Annotated in this window: 18 protein-coding genes and 1 pseudogene; 4 read left to right on the top strand and 15 right to left on the bottom strand. The window is 45.8% G+C overall.

The genetic code is table 11. The annotated features are described in order from the left end of the window. Positions 1-21 precede the first annotated feature (21 nt). The 6 genes from MHB49_RS17760 to MHB49_RS17785 form a co-directional block, all read right to left on the bottom strand. The gene (locus MHB49_RS17760) at positions 22-699 is read right to left on the bottom strand and encodes an Lrp/AsnC family transcriptional regulator (protein WP_405152372.1); all 678 of its coding nucleotides are present in this window, start codon (positions 697-699) and stop codon (positions 22-24) included. Positions 700-1,482: 783 nt separating this feature from the next. Next, the gene (locus MHB49_RS17765; protein ID WP_405152373.1) at positions 1,483-3,105 is read right to left on the bottom strand and encodes a glycoside hydrolase family 43 protein; all 1,623 of its coding nucleotides are present in this window, start codon (positions 3,103-3,105) and stop codon (positions 1,483-1,485) included. A gap of 34 nt (positions 3,106-3,139) precedes the next feature. Further along, the gene (locus MHB49_RS17770; protein WP_405157164.1) at positions 3,140-8,224 is read right to left on the bottom strand and encodes a pectinesterase family protein; all 5,085 of its coding nucleotides are present in this window, start codon (positions 8,222-8,224) and stop codon (positions 3,140-3,142) included. Positions 8,225-8,458: 234 nt separating this feature from the next. Then, positions 8,459-9,601, bottom strand: coding sequence for a glycoside hydrolase family 105 protein (locus tag MHB49_RS17775; RefSeq protein ID WP_405152374.1), 1,143 nt, complete (start codon positions 9,599-9,601; stop codon positions 8,459-8,461). A gap of 33 nt (positions 9,602-9,634) precedes the next feature. Continuing rightward, positions 9,635-11,140 (bottom strand): extracellular solute-binding protein, encoded by a 1,506-nt coding sequence (locus MHB49_RS17780; RefSeq protein ID WP_405152375.1) that lies wholly within the window; start codon positions 11,138-11,140, stop codon positions 9,635-9,637. 122 nt (positions 11,141-11,262) lie between these two features. Beyond that, on the bottom strand, positions 11,263-12,120 hold the full coding sequence (locus tag MHB49_RS17785; RefSeq protein ID WP_247903179.1) for a sugar ABC transporter permease: 858 nt from the start codon (positions 12,118-12,120) through the stop codon (positions 11,263-11,265). Between the two features lie 421 nt (positions 12,121-12,541). On the opposite strand from MHB49_RS17785, the gene MHB49_RS17790 reads away from it, so the two are divergent. Next, positions 12,542-13,426 carry a carbohydrate ABC transporter permease gene (locus tag MHB49_RS17790; protein WP_275446193.1) on the top strand — a complete coding sequence of 295 codons (885 nt, stop codon included), beginning with the start codon at positions 12,542-12,544 and terminating at the stop codon, positions 13,424-13,426. A gap of 129 nt (positions 13,427-13,555) precedes the next feature. Here the strand turns inward: MHB49_RS17790 and MHB49_RS17795 are convergent, their stop codons facing one another. Further along, positions 13,556-15,796: an AraC family transcriptional regulator gene (locus tag MHB49_RS17795; protein ID WP_405152376.1), complete on the bottom strand. Its 2,241-nt coding sequence runs from the start codon at positions 15,794-15,796 to the stop codon at positions 13,556-13,558. 218 nt (positions 15,797-16,014) lie between these two features. On the opposite strand from MHB49_RS17795, the gene MHB49_RS17800 reads away from it, so the two are divergent. After that, the gene (locus MHB49_RS17800; protein ID WP_405152377.1) at positions 16,015-16,809 is read left to right on the top strand and encodes an AraC family transcriptional regulator; all 795 of its coding nucleotides are present in this window, start codon (positions 16,015-16,017) and stop codon (positions 16,807-16,809) included. Positions 16,810-16,889: 80 nt separating this feature from the next. Here MHB49_RS17800 and MHB49_RS17805 read toward each other — a convergent pair whose 3' ends face one another. The 7 genes from MHB49_RS17805 to MHB49_RS17835 form a co-directional block, all read right to left on the bottom strand. After that, entirely contained in the window at positions 16,890-17,501 is a 612-nt protein-coding gene (locus MHB49_RS17805; RefSeq protein ID WP_405152378.1) for an NAD(P)H-dependent flavin oxidoreductase, read from the bottom strand. A gap of 61 nt (positions 17,502-17,562) precedes the next feature. Then, positions 17,563-17,790, bottom strand: coding sequence for a hypothetical protein (locus MHB49_RS17810; protein WP_405152379.1), 228 nt, complete (start codon positions 17,788-17,790; stop codon positions 17,563-17,565). Positions 17,791-17,918: 128 nt separating this feature from the next. Continuing rightward, positions 17,919-18,176 (bottom strand): hypothetical protein, encoded by a 258-nt coding sequence (locus tag MHB49_RS17815; protein ID WP_405152380.1) that lies wholly within the window; start codon positions 18,174-18,176, stop codon positions 17,919-17,921. A 294-nt stretch (positions 18,177-18,470) separates the two neighbouring features. Further along, complete coding sequence (locus tag MHB49_RS17820) at positions 18,471-19,574, bottom strand: endospore germination permease (protein WP_405152381.1); 1,104 nt, start codon at positions 19,572-19,574, stop codon at positions 18,471-18,473. 7 nt (positions 19,575-19,581) lie between these two features. Beyond that, a complete protein-coding gene (locus tag MHB49_RS17825; protein WP_405152382.1) occupies positions 19,582-19,764 on the bottom strand; it encodes a hypothetical protein in 183 nt (60 codons plus the stop codon). Between the two features lie 38 nt (positions 19,765-19,802). After that, positions 19,803-21,017, bottom strand: coding sequence for a Ger(x)C family spore germination protein (locus tag MHB49_RS17830; RefSeq protein WP_405152383.1), 1,215 nt, complete (start codon positions 21,015-21,017; stop codon positions 19,803-19,805). 6 nt (positions 21,018-21,023) lie between these two features. Next, positions 21,024-22,571 carry a spore germination protein gene (locus tag MHB49_RS17835; RefSeq protein ID WP_405152384.1) on the bottom strand — a complete coding sequence of 516 codons (1,548 nt, stop codon included), beginning with the start codon at positions 22,569-22,571 and terminating at the stop codon, positions 21,024-21,026. A 503-nt stretch (positions 22,572-23,074) separates the two neighbouring features. Here MHB49_RS17835 and MHB49_RS17840 point away from each other — a divergent pair. Continuing rightward, positions 23,075-23,155, top strand: a pseudogene (locus MHB49_RS17840) (DNA-binding response regulator); the annotation flags it as partial. A 349-nt stretch (positions 23,156-23,504) separates the two neighbouring features. Further along, on the top strand, positions 23,505-23,570 hold the full coding sequence (locus MHB49_RS17845; protein ID WP_405157165.1) for a hypothetical protein: 66 nt from the start codon (positions 23,505-23,507) through the stop codon (positions 23,568-23,570). Positions 23,571-23,724: 154 nt separating this feature from the next. Here the strand turns inward: MHB49_RS17845 and phnE are convergent, their stop codons facing one another. Next, entirely contained in the window at positions 23,725-24,540 is an 816-nt protein-coding gene (gene phnE, locus MHB49_RS17850) for a phosphonate ABC transporter, permease protein PhnE (protein WP_405152385.1), read from the bottom strand. Positions 24,541-24,609 lie beyond the last annotated feature (69 nt).

The following is a 24,609-nucleotide window of genomic DNA, read 5'->3' on the forward strand; positions in this document are numbered from 1 at the left end:
TATTGAAAAGCAGAAGCTTTGTCAAGCTAAAGCTTCGTGCAGCATATTTGACAACAATCGTTGGTCCTGATTCGACAGTTGATTCATGATGCTGAGAAATTCGGATACCAGTTCTGTAAATTCGGTGCCAAGCTCGTCATTGATCGTTTGAATAATAGTGCCGAGAACCGTCCCCACAAACATCAGAGTTCCATTCTCGCTGCCCGGTGTTTTGCTGACTACCAGACGGATCAACGTTTCTGTTTTACCGCCAAGCTTCTTTACATACACAAGCAGCAGGCCGAGAATATAGCCGCAAAACTCAATACTGGATGCCTTGGAAGGAATCTCGTTCATCATTCTTCGGATCAGTTCGTTCACACTGCCGCTCTTTACGCTTTGCAGCAGCTTGTGGATATGCGCTACCGTCTGCTCCCAGTCCGCCGGATTAAAGGAATCGCTTCGGTTCTGCTTAAACAGCTCGGACGCCTTGACCGTGGGCGAGAATACTACCTGCGAACGGCCGGTTTCCTTGGAGTTCACTTCATAGCTTCGTGTTACAAAGCCGAGCTTTTCAATTTCCTTCAGCATGTCATAAGCAGTCCATTTACTGACTCCCAATGATCGGGCCAGTGTCTCATAATGAATAGGCAAACGGGTTCGCTGATACAGCTCAACCAGTTGCCCCAATAATTGCAACCGTCGTTTCGTAAGTGGCATGGATGCACCTCAAGAGTTTTTTGGTTTTTTGTGTGTTTTAATATTACCACTCACTTCCTTCGCCCGTCAATCTGAGACTAAGGTATAATTGTGTTTTTTAGTTTTTTGTGTTTCAATGGTACTGCCTTGAATTTAGCATGCTGCCTTGTCTCAACGTTGCAAGTATGAGGAGTATATTTTATTTTTGGGTCTTTCCTTCTAATCCATAGTTTTTACACCAGGGAGCTTTGCATTTTAAACTATGCTTCTCTTCCTTTAACTATAATCTTCGAAGTTCGCGCTCTTGATCCGTTTCTTTCCGAGAAGGATTTCCTCGTTTATCTTCAAAAGCCGCATATCCCTCTTGCCGATAGCTAACTTTAATTTTTTTATGCGGTCGATAGTATCATCGTTTACATCAATTATTGCGGCTTCATTTATTACTCGGTTCGAAGGTATTGAAGTAGCCTAACTGTCCGTTAGCTTAATGAATTAACGAAAAAAATAATTGATTGGATATACTTCTAATCTGTTCAAGTTCTTGTCCCTCTACGATGACATATCAGCACAAATTGTAATCTATTCACGCTTAGATAACTACCTAAGCCGAAATGACACAATGTTCTTGTCCTGCGACAATTGTACATGTTCTTGATATGCTTTCAGTTTCTTTATTCTCCCTTACCATGCTCTGTTAGCTTAATTAGTTGATGGCGTTTATCTCTTTGACTTAGAGAATAAAAAAAATGTTGATCTATATCAGACCAACATCTTTTAGCTCGCTTTTAAATTGTGTTTAATATATTAATTGAAATTTTTACTGTTTTGCAATTCTTTATAGTCAAACCAATCAAAATCAACAAATGGAAAATTATGATGGATGCCATCTTGATATAATGCTTCATTTGAATTTGGTTTGGCTTGCTTACTTCCGTACAGACCGATGTAGGTTCCAGTGAAGCCACCAGCACGATCGGTACTAAGCAATCGGCCATCGGCTTTTTCGAATAACACGATCCACGAAGCACACTCATTGGAACGATAATAAAAGCTGTACTCCTGCTCATGTCCAACAACCTTCATTTGAATATGATCATCGCTCCATGGATGGAAGCTCAGAAGTTTATCTACCCCAGCCTCCCTCTCTACAAGGCGAATAAAAGGCTTTCCTTGCTCCAATGCCAGCTCCATTCGGAAGTGGTAATTCTGGTTGTGAAATAAGGTCAGACCTGCGGTTTCACCCTCATTTTGAGGATTAAACTCCATGTGTGTGGATGCATTGAACATCAGGTGCTGCTGCCGCCGACCAACAAAAGCAGGATTGCTCTGTTCAGTCAGCTGTTCCTGTTTCAATCGTAGACGTAAATGCCCAGGTCGTTCTGTCACGCTCCAAAATTCTCCGCGCGGCGTTCTCAGAAAATTCCATATCGGAGATAGAGAACTCTCTTCGAAATCGTCCCTAATCGATACGCTTGGCCACCGCACTTCAGGCAGGTTAGGTGATCTCGTTTCCAGCTCCAATCTGCCCACCCCTGGACTAACAACAGGCCACTCCTGTTCCCACTGTACGGGTGCCATGAAAGTTTCCCGACCCAGGTTTCGGTAGTATCCTCCGGCTATTCTGGATGCTAGACATAGTAACCACCACTCACCTTGTTGTGTTTCAATCAGTTCCGCATGACCTACATTAACAATCGGATACGCTCTTCCCAGATGTCGATGCGTTAAAATCGGATTGGCGCGGTGCCCTTCATAAGGTCCTGTGATGATACGGCTACGCGCGATGGTCACGGCATGAGTATGTCCAGTTCCTCCCTCCGCAATCAACAAGTAATACCAATCATCCTTCTTATAGATATGCGGCCCTTCCTGAGCATGAGCCACCTTAAGCGCACCCTGCCATATGCTCACTTTTTCACCGATAAGCCTGCCCTGCTCCAGATCGATCTCCTGAAGCCAGATATCCATATGTTTGGAGTATTCCTGACCTTCAGGTGGGATCCGGTTTCCCGTATAGTACGCTCTGCCGTCTTCGTCGAAAAATAGCGATGGATCAATGCCTGGAGCATCTTCCAACCAAATGGGATCAGACCAATCACCTGACGGATCAGTAGTGGTTACATAGAAGTTATGTTCCTTCTTTTCGTTATCAACGAATGTAGTAATCATGTAGAATGTGCCGTTATGATACCGAATTGTTGGAGCCCATATGCCCCGAGAAGGCATAATCCCATCCAAATTAAGTTGTGAAGCACGATCAAGAACATGGCCTAGCTGCTGCCAATGAACCAGATCTTTACTGTGGAATAACGGTACGCCGGGAAAGTATTCGAAACTGGACGTAACGAGATAATAGTCTTCTCCTACACGAATGGCCGACGGATCTGGATGGAATCCCGGTAACACGGGGTTGCGAAATGTTTTCACGTCAAGTTCTCCTTCATTCAAATGTTATGGATTATCAATCAACGCTCTCTTGCACGAGTGAAAGTTCTGCGGCTGGATTCCACTCATCCGCTCCGGCAAAGAGCTGGGCAGGCAGATATTTCTCTGCTTCTTCCGCCGTCAACTGAGTCGTCCAGTTAAAACGTGCTTTGGGATTCGCTCCTGGCCCGTAACTGGCAAATTCGCCAAAACGTGCCGTACGTTCATTATCCAGGTTACTCCAGTTATTCCATCCGGATGAACTAATGTGATTACCCATATAGCTGTTGATATAAACTACATTGGCATAAGGTCTCCATGGTCTACCAAGAGGTATAGTTCCAGCAAGACTAGAATCGCCAGTAATACGGCTATTCAAAAATACATATCCAGGCTTCCCCTCCGCAGTCGATGCTGCAGTAACGTAACCACTGCTTAAGCTGTGAATGACGCTATTTTCAAACAATGTAGTGGCATTGCCAAAGATAAAGTCGACATCACCCTCAATATAACTATCCACATAATATTGCCTTCCATCGTTCACATAAAGTGTGTCCTGCCACCCCTTTAAGCTAACGTCCCGGAATACCAGACGATCACCACGAGCGAGCAGAGCAACCGCTTGACCAGCATTGTCACCAGCATCATTTTGTATCGTCAGATGCTCAGCCGTAAAATCGTTTGTCTGCACCCGGAAGCTATAGCTGCCTGAGGTACCGAGTGCATTGCCGGATGAATCCAATGTGCTGGCAGAATCACCATAGATCAGCACAGTGCCCTCCCGGCTCTCTCCAATGATTCGCAGATGTTTTTTGCTGGACGGTACGTCCAGCTTCTCACGGTAAATTCCGTCCTTGATTCGTATGATGGTAGGAAGCGTGCTATTGTCCGGAACAGCATGTATAGCTGCCTGAACCTGTTCATATTGTGCACTTCCATCAGATGACACGGTTAGAACTGGTGCAGGAATTTCAGATATTGGAGCGGACGACATACTCTCGCCAACTTCATTCAATGCCGTAATGACATAATAATAGGCAGTGCCATTGATTAACTGTGTATCAGAGAATGAAGTATCATTTACATTGGAAGCTACAGTAACGAATGGCCCTTGGGGTGATTCACTTCGTTTCACTGCATAATCCTTAGCTCCCTCGGATTCTTGCCAAGCAAGAGTGATTGTACTTTCACCTGGCTCAGCACGAATCTCTGATGGAGCTTGAGGTCTACCATCATCTACTGCTGGCCGTGTGCCAGCGGCTGCGGAGTCAAGGCTTCGGGTACCTTGAGCCAGTGCGGTCACTTTGTAATAATATGGCTTACCGTTTACGAGTCCTGTATCCAGGTAGGAAGTTCCTGATTCTTGATCAGCAATAACATCGTAAGTTCCAGTCACGGACGTTGCACGCTTGATCACATAAGTCGAAGCTCCTTCTATAGCTTCCCATGTAATAGAAACGGATTCGGGAAGAGACTCTACTGTGACTTGGGGAGTAGATAGAGCCATGGTTGGTGTTATAGCAACTGGGGAAGAATCTGCCCCCTCTCCTCCAATGCCAGTAGCAGATACAACGTAATAGTAGGTCGTTCCATTATCCAGTCCCCCATCCCGAAACGTAGGAACAGCTGTACGAGACGACACAGTTGTATACGGGCCTTCAGCCTGCAAACTGCGTTTTACAGTGTAGTAGTTAGCTGCTTCGACTGTTCCCCATGTTAAATCTGCTTGTGCGTTTCTCGCAACAGCCATCAGATTCTCAGGCATTTCTGGTCGTACAGCATCCTCCGAGGGTGTCACTGAAGACGTATTGGAATTACCGCTCTCGCCCAAGGAACCTATTGCAGTCACGACATAAGTGTAGGTCGTTCCATTGGTGACCTCTTCGTCAATGTAGGTTGTCTCAGTTACTTCAGAAGCAATCAATTCATATTCGTTCTCGGACTGGATACTACGCTTTACATTGTAAGTAGAAGCCCCATCCGCTTCCTCCCAGTGTAATCTCACCATACCATTGCCTGGCTCGGTACGAAGCCCTTTCGGAGAACTAACCGGTTCAACATAAAGTTTTACATTGTCATAAAACAACGTGCCTTTACCAGTACCTGGTGTTCTAGCAAACATTCGTCCAATACCATCGGTAGCCACATCGGCCTGGAACGGGACATCATCTGCGACGCGGACGTCATCAACGTATATATCCGCTTTTTGCGAGGCCACATTACCAACGATCTTGAAGTTGTACCATTGGTTATTGACCGGTGCATCCATTAATTTGTGATCTTTGCCGTCTTTTTTGTAAATTAGCGTATATTGATCCTCTGCTACCGGAGCAGAAGGTTTGCGTAGCTCGATGGAGAGTGCGGTGCGACTGCCCGTTCCATTTTGCAATTGCAGAACGGTTGATGTGCCTGGCCAGCCTTGAGACATAATATCTGCCTCAAACACAAAGCTACCCTGTTGTGGTGGAAAGGACCTTACGAATTGGGCAATCCCAGCCTCATTGTCGTACAGCATGAGCGCCTTCGTAGAAGAGTTCCCTGTCGTTCCTGTGGGAATCGGGGTAACAACGACTTTAAGGTCATTCGTCTGTGGATCAGGTAGTACGGTGTAACTTGCTGGTGTCGTATTGATCTCGATATCTTCAAAATCATCTTCCAAATAATAGATAGTTTCCAGCTCTCCTTTCGCTGCTGCACTAGCCTCATTGGAATAGAAGCTTGTGCCATGATCATTCGTAGCCTTTACAGCATAATAATGAGCTTTTCCTACAGTGAGATTGGGATCTGTGTAGGTGGTGGTCGTAATCCCCTCTTGCTGCAACGTGTATGGACCACCCGGAATCTCTGCTCTATATATCGAATAAGAGTCCGCACTTTGCACTTCATCCCAATGTAACTGAATCGACTTGAGGTCTGGCTCAGCTATAAGGTCAGTAGGTGCTGTCGGGAAATCAGCAGGCAACTCCTGAACAGATGCATTGGAGAAAACAGATGTATTGAGCTTATCAACTTCATCATCCGGTTTGGAAGCATCGGCTGCCAATCCGATGTAGACCGTTTCGTCAGCCGGGAATAATTGTGAATCGATAACAAACCAATCGTTACCGTCCTTGGATACGAGTGAAGTCACTTGATCCCCAAGTCGTACAAGCTTTACCCAATACGGTAGTGTGACCATGCTGCCCTTTTCCTGATGTACAACTTCGTTGTCTGCACCATTACGAACGAGGCTAACCGCTTGTTGTCCACCCTTCACATAAGTGACCATGGCGGCAATAAACGGAGATGACGCATCCAGGCTTTTACGAATCATGACACCTGCTTCGGCTCCATCGTCGGTAGCTGTCACCTGATCAACTCTAGCTACAATTTCACCATTTCCTTCTAAGGTTTGGTAAGCATAGTGGAAATGATCCGTCTCTCCACTGATATCTCCAGATGATTTTACGGTAACGTCAGTATTGCCAGCTCCCAATTGTGTATGACCCGTAATGCCCGGCTCTCCAATATCAGTGGATGACCACGGTGCAATACTGTTCTGCTTGTTAACGTGAATTGTGACATTGTTGGACTGCGTTGAAGTCCCTGAGTCATCAATCGCTCGGGCAGTGAGATAATGCGTGCCATCCTGCACATCTTCCCATGTAAATGTGTAAGGCGCTGTATCATCTTCCCCCAGTTTCACATCATTTTGATAAAATTCCACTTTGGCAATCCTGCCGTCTATATCTGACGCAGAAGCCGTGATCTCAACGGAAGACCCTTCAGTCTGAACGGTATGGTTGGCAGGTGACTGAATTGCAACCGTAGGATTCATAGATCCATTGCCAGCAATGCTGTTCAGGTATGCCTCCAGATAGGTATAACCTGATTCATGTATCTCGTTACGGTCAGCAGGATCATTCGGATCGAGTCCCATACTGATCTCCCATTCGTCAGGCATACCGTCATGATCCGAGTCAACCAGAGCTGAAACCGTCTCCTCGAACTCAAGGTAACCGCCAACTTCCTTTTGTGAATTAATATGTTGTCCGGTGCGGTTTTTCACATCATTTACAATTCGAGCATCGATGGCATCCCGTCTAGGCAGACTTGCACCTGCTTTTGCAAGAACTTGCTCATAGGCTGTTTCTGCATCGTCCATGGATACGGGATTAGCCATCTGCACAGGAGAGAGTAGTTTGGAATCTGGATTCGCAAGTTCTCCCACACCTAACCAGTTGTCCGCTGTGACATCGGGATAACTATCCACGACATTGCCACTCACATGTATACGTGTATCGGGGCCAACATCGAGGAAAATTTGGTCCCGCGCATTACGATACGTATTTGGTCCGTATTTATAGTAGTTATTCATGAGATTATAGTTGCCTTCCTCACCGCCATAAGCAGAGAAGAACCCCCAATTATAGATAATATTGTTGTAAGACTCGGTATTAAAACCAGGCGCTCCTGCAAATCTCGGGTTGCGGCTCACGTTATGAGCAATGATATTGTGATGGAACGAGGTGTTGTTCCCGCCCCAGATGCCTGCATATCCATGTCGACCCTTTTGATGCGTGGTCATCAGCATGCTCTCAGCGATGACAGACCACTGCACAGTTGTATTCTCGTTGGCGTACATACTCAGTACTTCATCAACAGACCAGGTAAACGAGGAGTGATCGATCATAATGTTTTTGTGGTATCGGCCGCCAAATACGTCATCCTCACTTGGGTGCTTATCCCCGAGACGGAAGCGCATATGCCTGACGATAATGTTATCCGCTTGGAATGTAGTCCAATAATCGGATACAGTGATCCCTTCTCCTGGAGCTGTCTGACCAGCAATCGTGATATTAGATCCGGTAATCGCTAGAGGGGATTCCAGATGAATCGTTCCTCCCACTCTGAATACTACGGTGGTATCGCTCTGACTAACAGCATCTCGAAGAGATCCAGGGCCGGAATCGGCGAGGGTGGTTACTTCATACACTGACCCTCCCCTACCACCTGTCACGTACTTACCGCCGCCTTCAGCACCGGGAAATGCGGGCAATAATGAAGTAGCTTCATCTTCTGCAGCAACCATACCTGGTAGCAAACTGAATAACATCGCAACGACCAATACGAATGATACCATTCTTTTCAACGAATCTTCCTCCTCTGGTTTACATGTATTTGTGCAGATTGTTACCTCACTAAGAGCCAGATGCTCATGCAATAAACCTTTCTGTGATATGGCATCACCTCCTCAACATAATGTAAGCGTTATCAGTAAAAGGATGCGAAAACCCGTTGTAATATGAAACCTATCCGTATTCTTACTGCGATCACGTTCTAGGTTTCCGATCCAACGGGTCTCGTCATAGGTCTTTTAAACTTTGGCATGCAGCAGGTACTCGTATTCGGTACATGCGAGCAAGAAGGCACCCATTCCTTTTTGATCATTCGTTATAATCGGTTCACTTATATAATACGCGTAACTTCCGTCACGCCTTGCATCTCCACCGAGCCCTGCAACCTGGCAGTTTTTGTAGAGATTCACCCAACCCTGATTGGTTTCCATTACGAATTCAGAGATTAATCCTGCATAAGCATGATTCAATATCAGCTCCCATTCCCGTGGTAACCATCCTAGGCGAATCCCTTTGGCCATGGCGTAGACAATCATGCTGGATGCTGAAGCTTCCAGGTAATTTCCTTTGCGACCATCCTCATTCACCACCTGATACCATACCCCGCTAGCTGTATCCTGATAAGTGCGCAGCGCAGTCATCGTATCTGTGAAAATATCAACCAACTTGCGATAATCGGGATGATGGCTTGGTAATAACTCCAGGACATCCACTAGAGCCATGACAAACCAACCGATCGATCTGCCCCAAAAGTTAGGTGATTGCCCGGTTACCGAATGGCTCCAAGGCTGAACACGTTTTTCGTCCCAAGCATGATAGAGTAGTCCTGTACCATCGTCTCGAGTATGTTTGGCACACAATATGAATTGTTTGGTTACATCATTGAATAACTCCTCTTCCGGTTCCCAACGACGCAAGTACTCCAGATAGAACGGTGCTCCCATATAAAGACCGTCCAACCAGATCTGGTAAGGATATACTTGCTTGTGCCAGAAAGCTCCCTCTGACGTGCGCGGGTGAGTCACAAGTTGTTGACGTAACAGCCCTGCCGCAAGCTTATATTTTATTTTCCCTGTCCTGTCATAAAGGCCGAACATCAGCTTACCGTTATTCAAATGATCGATATTATGTTCTTCCATCCGGTATCCCCCAATCGATCCGTCATCTTGAATAAAATAATCCATGTTAGACTGAATGTATTGAGCATATTGCTCATCACCAGTCGCTTGCCATAAACGTTCAAATCCTTTTAGCACTACCCCATAATCATAAGACCACTTGCCGTGATGCCCGTTCTCTTCATACAGTTTAGGGGTTCGCTCCATGATGGATGCAGCCGTTTTGGCTGCCCATAGATCCTTAGCAGATTTCGTTTCAAGCATCTTTAGAATTCCTCCTCCGTACGTATTTGCTGTTTATTTATTGTTTAATACGGCTTGGTGCGCGGCCTCATATTCGGTAATAATTTTGTCTCCACCTGATTTTCTCCAGGTATCAATTGCATTTTGGAACCCGGCACGATCCGTCTTGCCGAGAATATACTTGTAAGTGGCGTCCGTAATGATCTTCTGCAGTTCCGAGCCTTGTTCTGAGAACGTTGGTGATTCCAGGGAATACACGGGGTTCAGCACGGCAAAGGTTGTATTTTCCTCAATCAGGCGTGTGGATTCAATACGGAGTGGGTCAGCATCCACAATGGCATATCCGTTCTCGTTAGGACGCGAAGAAGAAAATGGCTGTACCTCTTGCTCCCATAACTTGGTATCAATAATTGTGGCTCCATTGTTCTCGTCGAGGCTATAGTGTACATCTTTGATACCATACGTCATCAAGGTAAATACCTCTTCACTCATCAGATCATCCATAAACTTCAGAATACGTTTCAATTCAGCTTCGTCCTTGACCTCCGATTTAGGAAAAGCAAGCAACCCACCTACACCATTGGATGTGGACCAGATAGCTCGATCACTTTCATTGCCTGTGGACGTAATATCATTGACCATGACAAGCTCCATATCATCTTGAACACCTTGGGCAAGATTGAATAGCCCCTTGCTATCAAATAGAGCACCCACATAGATCCCTGCCTTGCCCTGTGCGAAGCCTTCCTGCTGATCCTTCTTGGCTGTTACGGCAAAATCCTGATTAATGTATCCATTGGTGTACAGCTCTTTCATATACTCCATCGCCTGAATGTAACCTTCGGACTCAAACTCAGGTGTCACTTTGCCATCCTCACTAATTGCCCAACCGCTTGGTGTACCAAAGTAAGATCCCAGGGTCTTAAATGCACCAAATACCAAATCGCTGCGATCTATGAATCCGGTCGTGTCTTTCACACCATTGTCATCAGGATCTTGTTCTGTAAATGCCTTTGCCACTTCCATGAGTTCTGCCGTTGTTTTGGGCACAGGCAAACCAACCTTGTCGAGCCAGTCTTTACGTAAAATAACACCATTGCGGGCTACCTGCTTTTGCATGGGTATACCGTATAATTTCCCTTCAATGGATGCCGAATTGCGCATATCCTGAGATATGCCTTTCAGGTTCGGGAATTCATCGAGATACGGCCCAACCTCCCAGAAGACACCTGCTTTGAGCGCATTGCGGACCGATGAATTCTCCAAAATGGTTAAGGATACGATATCAGCCAGTGAACCGGAAGCAAGGGAAGTATTAAGCCGTTCTTCTTTGGAAGCATCCGGAATCCAGGAAAACTGTATGTCCACATCCGTTATCTCTTCGATTTTGTTAAGCACAGTGTCTGTAGGTGGTGAAGCGGTATGCATGATATTCAACCAACTAATCGTTGTTTTTCCATCAGCATTGGTTCCTGAATCCCCACTTCCTCCCGCGCAGGCAGATAACAGTAAGGCTCCGCTTAACGTAAGCGCTAACAATTTGGAAGTTCTATATCTCATCGTTCAATCCCCTTTTCACCAATTTATGGTCAATCCGAGTTGCTCCCACACCATACGAACTATTGAAGCATAACAACGATTAGATTTTACCAGTACATCATGGTTGTCATTTGGGATAGCTGCTAGTAAACGCCGTCTTCTCCTAATTTTTTGGCGAGACGATTAGCGAACATAACCAGCACCAAACCTACCAGACCTTTGAACAATCCAACCGTTGTACTAAAGCTCAATTGTCCATTCTTCAAACCTGCCGTGAAGATATACGTATCAAATATCTCACCGACCTCCCGATTAAGCGAATTCAATAACAAGTACATATGTTCAAAGCCAAGTTCTAGCGTGTTTCCGATTTTGAGAATCAACAATGTAATAATGACCGGACGAATTGCGGGCAAAGTTACGTGCCACATTTTGCGCAATCTAGACGCGCCGTCCATCTCGGCAGCTTCATAGAGCTGGGTATCTACAACGGTAATGGCTGCGAGGTAGATGATGGTTGACCAACCAGCTTCCTTCCATATAATCTGCAAAATGTACATCGGACGAAGCCATTCAGGTGAGGTTAAGAAACTAATCTTGCTACCACCAAATGCAGCGATGATTTCATTAACGACGCCCCCATCCACACTAAGAAACACGTACGTAATGGAGACGATAATCACCCATGACATGAAATGTGGGATATACACGATCGTCTGGATGGAATTTCGGAATAATCTGTGTCGTACTTCATTCATCATGAGCGCAAGGATGATCGGAATTGGGAAGAAGATCACTAATTCAAGCGCGAACAAGATCAATGTATTACTAAGTAGCATGGCGAAGGTTGGTTCCGTAAACAGACGGACAAAATGTTTGAAGCCCACCCATGGACTATCCTTAATTCCTAGATACGGCTGATAATCCTGAAAGGAAATAATAAGTCCGCCCATCGGAAAATACTTGAAGATCACAAAGTATATAAAGCCGGGAAGAATCATTAAATAAAGAAGCTTGTTGGATGCAGCGTTTCTCAAATAATGACCTAATCCTGTCTTCCCATATGCTTTGTGTTGCAACGAAACGACTGAGGGCTCAGATTCTCTCACTGCTTGCTGACCTCCTTGTTTGGGATTGTGTAGTTGAATGCTTCCTAAGCATATGAGATGTAAGCGATTCCGTACATAATCATTAGCTATTGTAGTTGAAGGATTCCCCGTCCAGCGCGGATTGTGGCCAGATGAACAGGTGTAGATCGTAGTTCATGATTATTATTGGTACTATGGATTATCATGGAATTTCAATGCTTTTGCATCACTACAACGTTCCATTTCAAGTCAGTAGGTCAGGATTATGTACGTAATATTCTTCGCTTGTTATGGTAAGGGAGCACCACTACTTAACAAGGAGGAACATATCAAAATGTCCAAACACAATGTTAAAAAGGAACAACTCGGTGGCGTCATATTCAATGTAATGAATTATACGTTCTTGCTTCTTTTCTCTCTGGCCTGCCTATTACCCTTCGTAAACGTCGTTGCCAGTTCCTTCGCTTCCACGCAGGAGATTGTGCAGAAGAAGTTTATTCTGTTTCCGACATCCTTCTCGCTTGATGCTTATCGTTACATCTTCTCCACACCTACCATCTTCAAAGGACTCGGCGTATCCATCTTCATCACGCTGGCAGGAACCGTTGTCAGTATGACGCTGACAGCACTTATGGCCTATGGGTTATCCAGAAGATATCTCTTGGGGCGAAATTTTATCAATTTCTTGGTCGTCTTCTCGATGTTGTTCAGCGGGGGGATGATTCCTACCTTCCTCGTTGTGAAAGCGGTTGGATTAATCGACTCGTACTGGTCCATGATTATCCCAACTGCGATCAATGCATTCAATCTGATCATCATGCGCAATTTCTTCCAGGCTTTACCGGATAGTCTAGAGGAATCTGCCAAAATAGATGGTGCCAATGACTTTCGCATTTTGCTGCAAATTATGATTCCACTGGCTTTACCTTCCATCGCAACCTTATCCCTGTTCTATGGCGTATCCTATTGGAACACGTATATGAATGCGATCCTATATCTCAACGAGTCCACGATGTGGCCTCTCCAAGTATTGCTCCGCCAGATTGTAATTGTCTCCAGCGGCATGGATGGTAACAGCTCGGTAGTAGACATCGTTCCCCCATCTCAGACCATTAAGATGAGTGTCATCGTTGTAGCTACTGTACCGATGCTGCTCGCGTATCCTTTCGTGCAGAAGCACTTTACCAAAGGCGCCTTACTTGGATCAGTGAAAGGTTAAGCGTAGATACAGAGTGAAAATAACAATCCCCTCGGGTTATACCTGAGGGGATTTACGCTTACATAGAATGGAGTTAAATTTCGTAGATGCTTACGGATTATCGGATACTGCTAACATATACGGGGATGCTCAGCTATCCATCCGCAACCTTCGATATGCACCAGGGGTGAGATTCTCTTTTTTTCGAAAAGTACGTATAAAGTTCTGGGAATTCTGATATCCCAGTCGTTCGGCTATATCTTTAATGGGCATGTTCGTGTCCACCAACCATTTTCTTGCTACATCCAATCGGATATTCATTAAGTACTCGCTAAAGGTCATATTGTATTCTTTACGGAAAATGCTACTTAGATAGTTCGGCGTATAATGCAATCGTTCACTTATGGATTCCAGCGACAAGTCCTGATCGTATTCCGTACGTACAATAGACGCCATACGATCTGCAAGTGTGCGAAACTGTTGGCTGGCTCTCTCCTGCATACTATCTACCATAGGATAGATGACCTCGTGAACAAGAATGTGCTCAACTTCTTCCGGATTCAGCGTGTGCAGCAGTCGATGATACAACGTGCCGTTACTCTGTGTAAGCAACACGTCCGTACCAATGAGCTGCTCCAACTGAATCAAATTGTTCACGAATCGAATCAATGTAATCTCCAGATTCATTGGATTAAGGCTATGCTTCATCATATCCGCTAACAGCGGGTATAACGTACGTGTCACCTCTTCTTTGTCACCAAGACGTATGGCATCGAACAACCGGCTCTCCAGCTCTGTAGGGTAGTGAAGTAAGGTTGGCCCGCTGCCAACACGTAAGATATCCTCATAGAAAATAACCGACTCTTTACCTAGTTTAAGGCGCTGGTACAATGCTTCAAGACTCATATCACAGGCTTCTCGTGTATTCATTAGGTCTTCATAAAGCCCACTAAAGCCCACACTGACTGAAGCGGACCAATACTCGCGTGACAATTGGATAACCCTTTTGGCATATTGCATCATCACTTCTCGCTTGTCGGAAGAACTGGAAGCAAAGGATAATATCGTTGCTTGAGTCCGTTCATTCAACACGACGGGTAACATCCGTTGGGACAGGGGGATGATCTCCTGCACTAACTGATTAACGGCCAACAGCAGTGTATCTTTGTCAGCCAGCGAGCCTTTCCCGGGACGGTCAATCTGAATCAACATGGTCGCATATTTCTCGTTGTGCATCTTCGTATACGCGAATCGTTCGAGATAGCTATGGATCTCTTCCCTGGTTAACCTATTCTGTAGTACATTTAGAACAAATTGTGTTTCAAGTTTAGGCTTTTCAAGATGGATAAGCTGTTCGAGATGTTGTTTCTCTGAAACAATAGAATGGATCGACTGAATGATCCAACCGACCTCGTCCCTGACCGTTCTCTCAGCACGTCCGCCAAGACTATGCTGAATTTGAAGAACCGGCTTAGCGAGACGTAAGGCTATGATGTATGCAAGAATGATCATCAGAGCCATAATGACGGCACCCATTACAATTAAACCCAAACGGGTTGATGATAGAGCCTGGCTGACTTCTTTTTGATTCGGAAATGTAATATAAGTCCAGCCATTATACGTTGAACGAGCATATAAACCCAGGATTGAATCACCCGATACATCAGGAATTGTAATCTGTCCCGAAGGAGGCTCATTAACCATTTGTTTGCTGATGAAGCTCATTTGCTCAGCAGATATAGGGCTTTGTTCGGTTAAAGCTGCATAGAGCAATTCACCCTGTTTGTTCAAAATGTAGATCGGAGCATCTGATTGTGTCTGTAGGGATTGATTCAGAGTTCGCAAAGAGATGTCCGACATGGCAATTGCTTCTTTGTCCTTAGAATACATCGGCAAAGCATGCAGCAAACGAAGACCTTCCTTTGTTTTGGTCCAATAGAGGTTATTGCCTTCAGGGTCAGCAAATAAGGCTTGCATCTGTTGCTTCTCTTCATCTGTAATTCGTGTTAACGATCCGTTAGACAGGCTCCAATTCTGCTTCAGACTCACAAGCGAATACTGCACGCCATCAAGCCCCATCGTCGCAATATACCCTAACTGAGAATTGAGTTCCCGGTAAGCTTCATAATCTTGCCCGCTTAATGGACTGTTAATGACCTTACGAAACGATGGCGTCGTGCTGTACGTGGCAAATGCATATTCAATGGTTTGAATTTTTTGTTCCAGTGTATTTCTCACCTGCAGAATTAAGCTTTGGTGACCTTCGCTTACGCGCTCTATTACAGATTTTGTAGTTGAGACATAGATATAACTCCCAAAACCTACAACGAGTCCAATGCTAAGGAGTAGGATCGAGACAAAGATATTCGTAAATGTTTTACTCTTTCGCATGTCCGGCTCCTCCATCTGTTTGAGATAGTCAATCAGATCTGATTCCATTTCTCATAAAATCCCTCACACCAAATATGTAATCGCTTGCATTTTACCGATTATAAAAAATCTGCGCCTTTGTATAACTCGTCACACTAGAAGTTTATCATGGCATCTAACAAGAATATAGACATAAAGAATTTAAAACTAGCCAAAAATTGCACTGGAGGTTAAGAAGGATGTTACCTTTTTATGAGATTCGTAAGGATGAATTATCGGTTATCCGGAATTTGAAGGAGATTTCTTTCCCTCCACATATGCATGGGTATCTTGAAATTCTATATATCATTTCAGGGTCTCAACGAATTGAAGTGAATGATCAAACGTATGATTTGTACGAAGGTGATGCAGCAATGATATTCCCTGATATGGTTCACCATTACGAAACAACTGGGCATTCCTCTACGAGCGAGGTGTTAATTATTGTCCATCCCAAGCTCTTAGGCGGTCTGTTTCCTGATCTGACTCGCTTCCATCCCAAGAATCCCATTATCACTAAACCATATATTCATGAAGATGTTGCTGTCGCTTTTGAGAAAGTGAAGCGGGATGATGATTATGCCATTAAGCTTGGTTGGACTCACATCATCATCGCGCATCTAATACGCGAAATTGAATTTGAACAAGTACAGCAACTACCCGTACAGGATTTATCCAAGAAGCTGATGGAATACTTAGCAACACATTTCACCGAGCCCATCACCTTAGACACTCTTGCTTCCGAGTTTAACGTAAGTAAATATTATATCTCTCGTATCTTCTCCAAGCGATTCAAGATGAATCTGCGAAACTATCTATCGATGCTTCGGGTAGAGTATGCTTCCATGTTAATTCGTACAACTGATGCGTCTCTGACAACGGTGTGGATGAATGCAGGATTCGATAGCCAGCGTACATTTAATCGGGTGTTCCAGGCGATTTACGGCATGACACCACGAGATTTTAAGAACAATGTAAGTAATTATCTAAAATGAATGAAGAACAACCAGAGTACCATTGATTACAATGGCTCTCTGGCTTTAAGAGTGGTAATACGTTAATTATCAATGACTCATCAATGATTAATTTGGTTTACAATATCGTCTATAACTTCCTGACAAGTCAGAATCTCGTGGATTCCTCCTGCTGAAGGAGAAACACTAATGGTTCCTTGATCTAAGTTCCCTAATAGGAGCGCCTCTTTATATCCGTTTTTATGATACGGAATAGCCTCTTGAGATTCCCCTTCCTTAATGAACCGATAAGCTATTACTCCACCTGGTGTTGAAATCGTTCGCTCATGAACTCCTTCAAGTTCAAGCATATCTTCGCTGTTAACCTGTACAATTGCTCGTTTAGCCGCATGACTCGCAGGATTCTCCATTGTCGCGATAAATCTTGTTCCCATGTATATGCCCTGTGCTCCCATCGCGAAGGCTGCTTTAGCTCCTCGTCCATCAATGATACCGCCAGCCGCAATTACAGGTATTCTAACTGCTGCAGTGACTTGAGGTAGCAAGGTAAACAGACTAACATTGCACTGACTGATATGCCCTCCCGCTTCGCTACCGGTGACAATGACAGCGTCAGCTCCATGTTTCTCCGCTTCCATGATGTTCTGAACTGTAGGTGTGATCGGTCGATACAGAACCGTTATCGTTATGCCGTGCTTTTTTAACTTAACCATTTCGCTTGCCTTGCGATCATCTGGTTACCAATGGCGAGAACATATTTCACCTCTTCTTCAACTAAATATTGAAAAGCAAGGTAGTAAACGAATTAGTACCTCTTTCATCAAACGGAAAGATATAATTTACCGCAAAGCTCTTATTCGTCAACTTCTTCACTTTACGAATCTCGTTTCGTATATTCTCAGCATATTCTTCCAAACTGTTGGGATTCAGGGTTTGTCCTGCATTCGGTCCCAGCACCCCCCAGTCCTCCAGCATTACTAACGGCTGCTTCGTCTCTTCCATCACAACTGTTATTTTTGAAAATGCCTTAATAAAGATTGGAAAGTACTCTCATTACCTTCAAAAGGAATAACTAGCTTAATAGCTTTATTTCCCTTTCCTTCTCGATAATCTTCAATATTTATATGAGTTCATTTGTTAGGATCGTAATCCAATCTCCATATCAACTTTCCATCAGCTGATTGTCTTCCAATTACTTTACCATAGCCTGCACTACTTTGGAGACCTATAACAGTTTTAGAATCTATCCCTAAACTGCCTATAATATCAAATGATAAGTTTCGTTCCTTGCATCCCATCAACCGGTCGCTGAACTGTTGTACGGTTAACGCCGCATTAGCTTTATTCAGATGATACACCTCCATTGCCGGTGATACCTCGACTTTCATTGTTTACTGTATAATGCATGTTAGACAGGTCAGCGCCCCAAATAGTTTTATCATTCTGATGGATTTTTCTCTTCCATATGTAAGATGAATTCATCTTGCCCAACGGACAGATTTTTTCATGGCCAAATAAGAAGAGGCCCCTATACCACCTTAAAATTGTGGTTGGAGGCTTCTCCGGATCATGGACAGTACTTCGGCCCACCAATTGAGGTTCAAGAGCAGATGTAGAGTAACATAGGATAGTCATTCGCTATATTGGATAGTTCCCCCCCTGGAGACACATGAAGGGTGGGACTATTTGGCTTTCCAAGCCCCCAGTTTGCTGCGGATCCAAGCCGTCAAGAAGAGGATCAAGCCAAAGGCGATAAACGTGGAATCAAGAAAAATGTGGCTGGTCGCCAAATATCTGTCAAAATCAACATCGCTGGAAATACCCCAGAAGCTCACAACTAAAGCCAGAAATCCAAGTGGAAAGGCGAGTGCCCGATAATCCTTGAGTCCGGTCCACTCGGCCATTCCCGTCACCGCCGCATAAAGATAAGTGGTCAATTCGATAAATGTGCCGGGCAGCCATACAGCTAGCAGCAAGGCGTCAATATGTTGGAAAAAATCACCAAGTCCAATATAACGAACGACCTCGACAAACGGATAGTTCAGCATACTTGAATACTCGCCAAAAAGAAAAACAGACACAAGTCCGGACATGGCTAGCGTAACCATCTCCCCCAACCAGACGATCAACACGAACAACTTCGCCTTCCGCTGATTCGACAATAACGGGAAGTACATGCCCAACAATAGATACCCTGAGAACCAGGTGATCGGAACGATCGCTCCCTTAAGCGATGGAGCCATACCTTTTCCCATAATCGGCAGAGCGTTGGACACGTTCCATTCGGGGATGGTGAGGATGGTGAGCAGCACGAACACAACGATCGTAACCGGTAAAAAAAGCTGCGCCAGGCGTCCCAGCACTTCCCCTCCGCCCCTTACCGCATAGGACACCAGAAACATAATGCCCCCGGCGATAATAAAGGAGGGTGTGCTTTCCAAAAAAACAGAGGAAATGAAGTTGCTGTAAATCCTTAAAACAACGCTGGTCAGGTAAAAGCCATAAAACAGAATAACAATCCCAGCCACCTTCCCCGCCCACTTGCCAAATACCCGCTTGCTGTACGCTATGCTCGTCTCTTTTGGAAACATACGGCTGAGCCACAGCATCGCCAGCACGAAGGATACACCGACCAGATGCGCCCAGATCGGCGACAACCATAAATCGCGTCCCGCCGCCTCCCCTGTAATTTTAGGCATCAGCAGCAGCCCGTCATAGGCGGTTAGTGAGTACAATAGGAGCGCAAATTGCCCCGGAGAAATCTTCCCTTTTTCCACCATCTGCATCACCTCATCAACTTATTAAGCCGGCAAGCGGCCGGTATAGCCAGTCGATCAACATAATCGGCCCCGGCATTTCCGGAAATAGAATGACCAGCAGGGCGGCAATCCATCCAATAGCCGCCATGATGATAAGCGCTGCACGCTCCCGGGCAAGGCCCTGGTTCAGACGGAGCCACTCGAACCTGACGATCATAGCTAAGACCAGCGAAACTCCCGCAATTTTCACCCAAATCATGGCTTCCTTTGCTCCTCTGGCGGCAACCCTGCGGGTGCGCTATTCATACCGATGCGGCGTACGTTAATGTCGACCGCCACATTAACTTTCATCCTTGGGAAGAAGTTATCCCAACGGGGCTTAAGCTTGCTCCATTCCCGGGGATTTTGACGATTGATTGCCTCCCCGAAACCGAAAATATCGGCGCGCATACGCTGCAGCTCCGCTACCGTCTGTTCTACGTTTTCCCGAATATGTTCAGCCATCGCTGCTTCAACCTTGTGGATATGTTTTGGTTCCGACATAGGCAGACGGGTTGTGTTTTGAATCATGCTAAGCCCTGAAGAGATATGGATATTCATTTGCCATTCCCCTTCCTTACGCGATGGAAGTAAGCGACAGTTCGAGCGGATGGTCGTGAGCGTTACGTGGGAAGGAGACTCTCCTCCTACGTTTACGGTTTGTACATCTCTTTTCAATTGATTCATTGTCAATCTCATCCCAAAGTACGAATTCCCCGTCATTGTTCCAACCATCTTCCCCTGGTTAAATACTGCATAACCCTTAATATACGGAACCCCTTCACTGCCCCCTCCTTCCTTCGAGGAATCAACGAAGGGCAGGATAGCCGATTGCTGATCGCTACTAAAACGCTGCACCAATTGACTTATCGTTATCGGTTTTTGAAAGACGCGCGCGGATTCTCTTTGGAGAAAATCTGCTCTAGTCTGTTCCAATAAATAAGGCAATTCGAAAAAATCTCGTGCTTTACCGCGGGTGACGAATGGCGCGACCCGCAGGCGAATCTCATCGTGGCGCACCAGGTAATCCAGCTGTTCGCGAAACCCGTCACGCGCAAGCGCTTCTCCGACAATCAGCACTTGCAGCTGTCCCCAATAAATCTTGCGCGGCAGCATCATTTGCAGCCGGCCCTGCGCATCTCCTGCCGTTTCGCCGACTGCGGAGTGTATAATCGTTTTTCCTTTCTGTTCCTTACGATCCCCGCTTTGCGTCTTACTGCTTTCCTTCTGTTGTGGGGCCGCGATTTCCAAAGTCATTTCGATGGCTCCGTCCTTCATGCGGTCAAATCCAGCACTCGTGACAATCGCCAAACCGTTCACTTCCTCCCTGTCCCAACAGCCGGTCAAGGGCAGAAGAGCCGCTACTGCCACTAAAGGCAGCAGCCATTTGCAAAGCTGAAGCATGGCGGATATCAGATTACTTTTTCGCATAAGGCTTCAACGTTCGCCACCTTTCCTCGGATTTGGCCGCTGCCCTGACGTCATGCGCCGTCGATTCCTTTTTCCCGAAAAGCTCGGACGTGTGATCATCTTCCACCACGGAAGCCGAACCGCTGCATCTTTCATGTCGCTCGCCACAAACGGCGCGATCGGGGACATATAAGGCACCCCGTAAGAGCGCAGCGTACACAGATGGATGACAATGGCAAGCAGTCCGTACATGACACCCAGAATCCCCAGCAGCCCTCCAGCCAGGATGAGCAGGATGCGCAGCAGACGGACGGCGAATTCCAGCGCATAATGCGGTGCCGTAAATCCCGCAATGCCCGTGAAAGCAATGATGATGACGATCGGTGCGGATACGAGGCCGGCGGAGACCGCCGCTTCACCCACAACGAGCGCGCCGACGATCGTCACCGCTGAACCAATTTGCCGTGGAAGACGAAGCCCTGCTTCCCGCAACACCTCAAACGCCAACTGCATCATCAACACTTCCACGATGGTCGGAAACGGGATCTCCTCTCGCGAGGATGCGATGCTCGTCAAAAGTTTGCTCGGGATCATCTCCTGATGAAAGGTCAGCAGTGCAACATACACCGCCGGAAGCATCAGTGAAATAAACAACGTGAAGTAGCGTAAAATACGCAGCAGGCTTGAATATAACGAACGGTTATAATAATCGTCCGCCGCCTGCAGCAAAGTAACGAGCGTTACGGGAACGATCAGCACGTCTGGCGTACCGTCGACTAGAATCACGATACGGCCTTCCAGTAAGCCGGCGGCGGCGATATCGACCCGCTCCGTAAACTGCTGTTGTGGAAACGGCGAATAGGGAGCGTCCTCCGTAAGTTCTTCGATGTATCCGGTTTCCAGCAGGCTGTCCATATCGATGCGCTCCAGGCGGCTCTCTACCTCCTGAATCAAGGACGGCTTCGCGATGCCTTCCATATAAGCGATATAAACCTCTGTTTCGGTATTGCGGCCAAACTGGAATGATTTTAATTTCAGCTTGACGCTCTGGACTTTTCGCCGCAGGAGCGACAAATTGGTCGAAATGGATTCAGTAAAGCCTTCGCGAGGCCCGCGCAGCGACGGCTCGGTCTGCGGTTCTGCCACGGATCGTTTATCCCATTTGGCGATTTTAAGCAGCAGGGCACGGTCGCAATCCTCGAACAGCAGCAAAGAATAACCTTTAATCAACTGCCTGGCGCATTCGCTCAGATCTGCGAGCTCCTCGATCGACCCGATAGGCAAAACCCGGTTCTTGATCGACAAAATATCTCTTGGTTCCGAATCGGTCATCATCATGAGCGGCTTCATGACGTTGTTGTCGATTTCCTGTCTGTCCGACATATCGGGAATGTAGACAAGCTGCGCCTCAAGCTCGCCGCCTACCAGGAAGGAACGAAATACAACGTCATCGGCTTCGCCCAAAATGCTTTTCAGCGTGTCGACGTTCCGGTCGAGCGATGATACTAATGTCGTAGAACCGGATGAGGCGTTTTCTCCTTTCGTTTTTGGCGGGTGCAAAGACCATTTTTGCATAACGGGCCACCTTACCTATCTCGTAAGTAAATTCGATCATGATTTGTATATCCTTCCTCTTTTCGTTATTTTCACCAAAAAATCTGAATTTATTTTTTTATTCATAAATCTGGGCATCTACACATCTCCTCTCAGTTCAAATGTACAGTCGGTATCTACCCCTTCGTTTAACTCTTTCTTACATCCAGCTCATCTTGTCATGGCTTCTGACGCTTCATAATTAAGGTTCCGTTAAGACGAGAGGCAGCCCAAAAGGTCTTCCGAATAGTATGATTATCGAAGAGTGCCAGCTCACTATAGACCGGGAGAATGGATTGGATATTGGGAAGCCAAAAAAACGTTTCTTATCAGCTCACCATGCTGATCTGTGAGAAAAACTTAATCTTCCATTGAAGGATGGATAAAGATGGTTAAAATTCTTATCATCGACGACGATCCGAACATTCGCGCCTTGATGCGCCTTTATTTGAAGAATGAAAGATTCGATCTGATCGAGGCGGATAAAAGACTTCCAGCTCGGGACCGACGATTATATGACGAAGCCATTCGACCCTGTCGAGCTTGTGATGAGGGTGAAAGCGTTGTACGGCGATAATGCCGTGTTTAAAGATGAAGTCGGCGGCGGAGTCGATATGAGCGCGGTCCGATTGAATAACGGCAAGGTGCTGGTGAGCTTGTTGGTGGCGGGCGGCCCAGCCTACAACGGCGGAATTAAGCTCGGTTTCATGGATGGGAAAAGCATTTAGGAGGATTTGACCAAAGGTTCTGGAGCGAGAATCCGTCTGCGACCGAAAGAGAGATCCTTCGGGAAAAGTAAGGGAACGTAAAGATCAACTATTTCCTTCCCGGAACGACACAATCCGATCCCGCGCAGGCGCTGGATGATTTATTTAAAACTTTCGAGAAAAACACGTAAAGGAAGTCGTCATTGATCTGCGGGATAACCCGGGTGGAGACGACGATCTGGTGGCTCGAATGGCAGGACATGGATTTGAATGAAGTGCTAGCTTCCTTCAACGGCTAGCCTAAGTGACGCGGCTATCAAAGAAGATGACCCCTTGAGTTGTCCGTTTCTGTAAAAAGGCGCTCCCTTGTCATTCAGGAACGCCCTCTCGAATTATAATATTCGTTTTTAATACATCATTTCCGCATCCTATATAATATGCTGTCGAATTTTTGTGCACAACTTATCCAAAATCATGACTGTAGCCAAAATCAAGATAACAATGGTAAGCGTTTCTTGGTAGCGGAACAGACGAAGGGTACTGGTCAATTCAAATCCTATCCCCCCGGCTCCGACCAATCCCAGTACTGTTGCTGACCTTACATTAATTTCCCAGCGAAAGAGGCTTACTGATATAAACTCTGGTAAAATTTGCGGCCAGATGGCATAGCGGATCACCTGCCAACGATTGGCACCTGATGCTTCCAGAGCTTCTATTTGGCCTCTGTCCGTATTCTCAATAGCTTCAGCATAAAACTTACCAAGCATTCCTGCGGAATGGATGCCAAGAGCTAGTACGCCGGGAAACGGTCCCAAGCCAACAGCAGTTACAAAAATTAACGCCACTATCATTTCTGAAATCGATCTGATGGTGTTGAGAATAGTGCGGCAAATATTGTAAATTACAGGATGTGGACTGATATTTTTGGCTGCACCTATTCCGAGCGGAATTGCAATGATGATGGCAAGTACAGTACCAACAAGTGCCATTTGAACAGTCTGAAGAACCGATAGTGAATATTTACCTAATTGTGAAAAATCAGGAGGAAATGATCTGGAAATAAAATCCCATATGTTGGGGAGCCCTTTGATCAGATCGGAAATACTAAAATGAACCTGCTGAGCACTCCAGCCTAATACAACAAGAGCAACTATTGTTGATAACAATTTCGGGAAATTTTTTTTAAAGTCAAAAGGCTCGCGGCCAACCTTGGCACTCATACTTTTTTTCTGATCAACAATCATGTCTTTGCTCCTCATATCTATAAACTCTTTTTCAATCCATGGATGTCACCGACAGCTCTGAGATGATTT

Source organism: Paenibacillus sp. FSL K6-0108, from assembly GCF_045040695.1.
GTDB lineage: Bacteria > Bacillota > Bacilli > Paenibacillales > Paenibacillaceae > Paenibacillus > Paenibacillus pabuli_B.

Excerpts from the sequence above, each read along its gene's own strand:
- MHB49_RS17820 (WP_405152381.1), bottom strand. The coding sequence starts at position 19,574 with ATGCAGATGGTGGAAAAAGGGAAGATTTCTCCGGGGCAATTTGCGCTC.
- MHB49_RS17810 (WP_405152379.1), bottom strand. The coding sequence starts at position 17,790 with ATGGAAGAGACGAAGCAGCCGTTAGTAATGCTGGAGGACTGGGGGGTG.
- MHB49_RS17795 (WP_405152376.1), bottom strand. The coding sequence starts at position 15,796 with ATGCGAAAGAGTAAAACATTTACGAATATCTTTGTCTCGATCCTACTC.
- MHB49_RS17825 (WP_405152382.1), bottom strand. The coding sequence starts at position 19,764 with ATGATCGTCAGGTTCGAGTGGCTCCGTCTGAACCAGGGCCTTGCCCGG.
- MHB49_RS17830 (WP_405152383.1), bottom strand. The coding sequence starts at position 21,017 with ATGCGAAAAAGTAATCTGATATCCGCCATGCTTCAGCTTTGCAAATGG.
- MHB49_RS17815 (WP_405152380.1), bottom strand. The coding sequence starts at position 18,176 with ATGAAAGTCGAGGTATCACCGGCAATGGAGGTGTATCATCTGAATAAA.
- MHB49_RS17780 (WP_405152375.1), bottom strand. The coding sequence starts at position 11,140 with ATGAGATATAGAACTTCCAAATTGTTAGCGCTTACGTTAAGCGGAGCC.
- MHB49_RS17770 (WP_405157164.1), bottom strand. The coding sequence starts at position 8,224 with ATGGTATCATTCGTATTGGTCGTTGCGATGTTATTCAGTTTGCTACCA.
- MHB49_RS17835 (WP_405152384.1), bottom strand. The coding sequence starts at position 22,571 with ATGCAAAAATGGTCTTTGCACCCGCCAAAAACGAAAGGAGAAAACGCC.
- phnE (WP_405152385.1), bottom strand. The coding sequence starts at position 24,540 with ATGATTGTTGATCAGAAAAAAAGTATGAGTGCCAAGGTTGGCCGCGAG.
- MHB49_RS17790 (WP_275446193.1), top strand. The coding sequence starts at position 12,542 with ATGTCCAAACACAATGTTAAAAAGGAACAACTCGGTGGCGTCATATTC.
- MHB49_RS17805 (WP_405152378.1), bottom strand. The coding sequence starts at position 17,501 with ATGGTTAAGTTAAAAAAGCACGGCATAACGATAACGGTTCTGTATCGA.
- MHB49_RS17785 (WP_247903179.1), bottom strand. The coding sequence starts at position 12,120 with ATGATTCTTCCCGGCTTTATATACTTTGTGATCTTCAAGTATTTTCCG.
- MHB49_RS17800 (WP_405152377.1), top strand. The coding sequence starts at position 16,015 with ATGTTACCTTTTTATGAGATTCGTAAGGATGAATTATCGGTTATCCGG.
- MHB49_RS17775 (WP_405152374.1), bottom strand. The coding sequence starts at position 9,601 with ATGCTTGAAACGAAATCTGCTAAGGATCTATGGGCAGCCAAAACGGCT.
- MHB49_RS17760 (WP_405152372.1), bottom strand. The coding sequence starts at position 699 with ATGCCACTTACGAAACGACGGTTGCAATTATTGGGGCAACTGGTTGAG.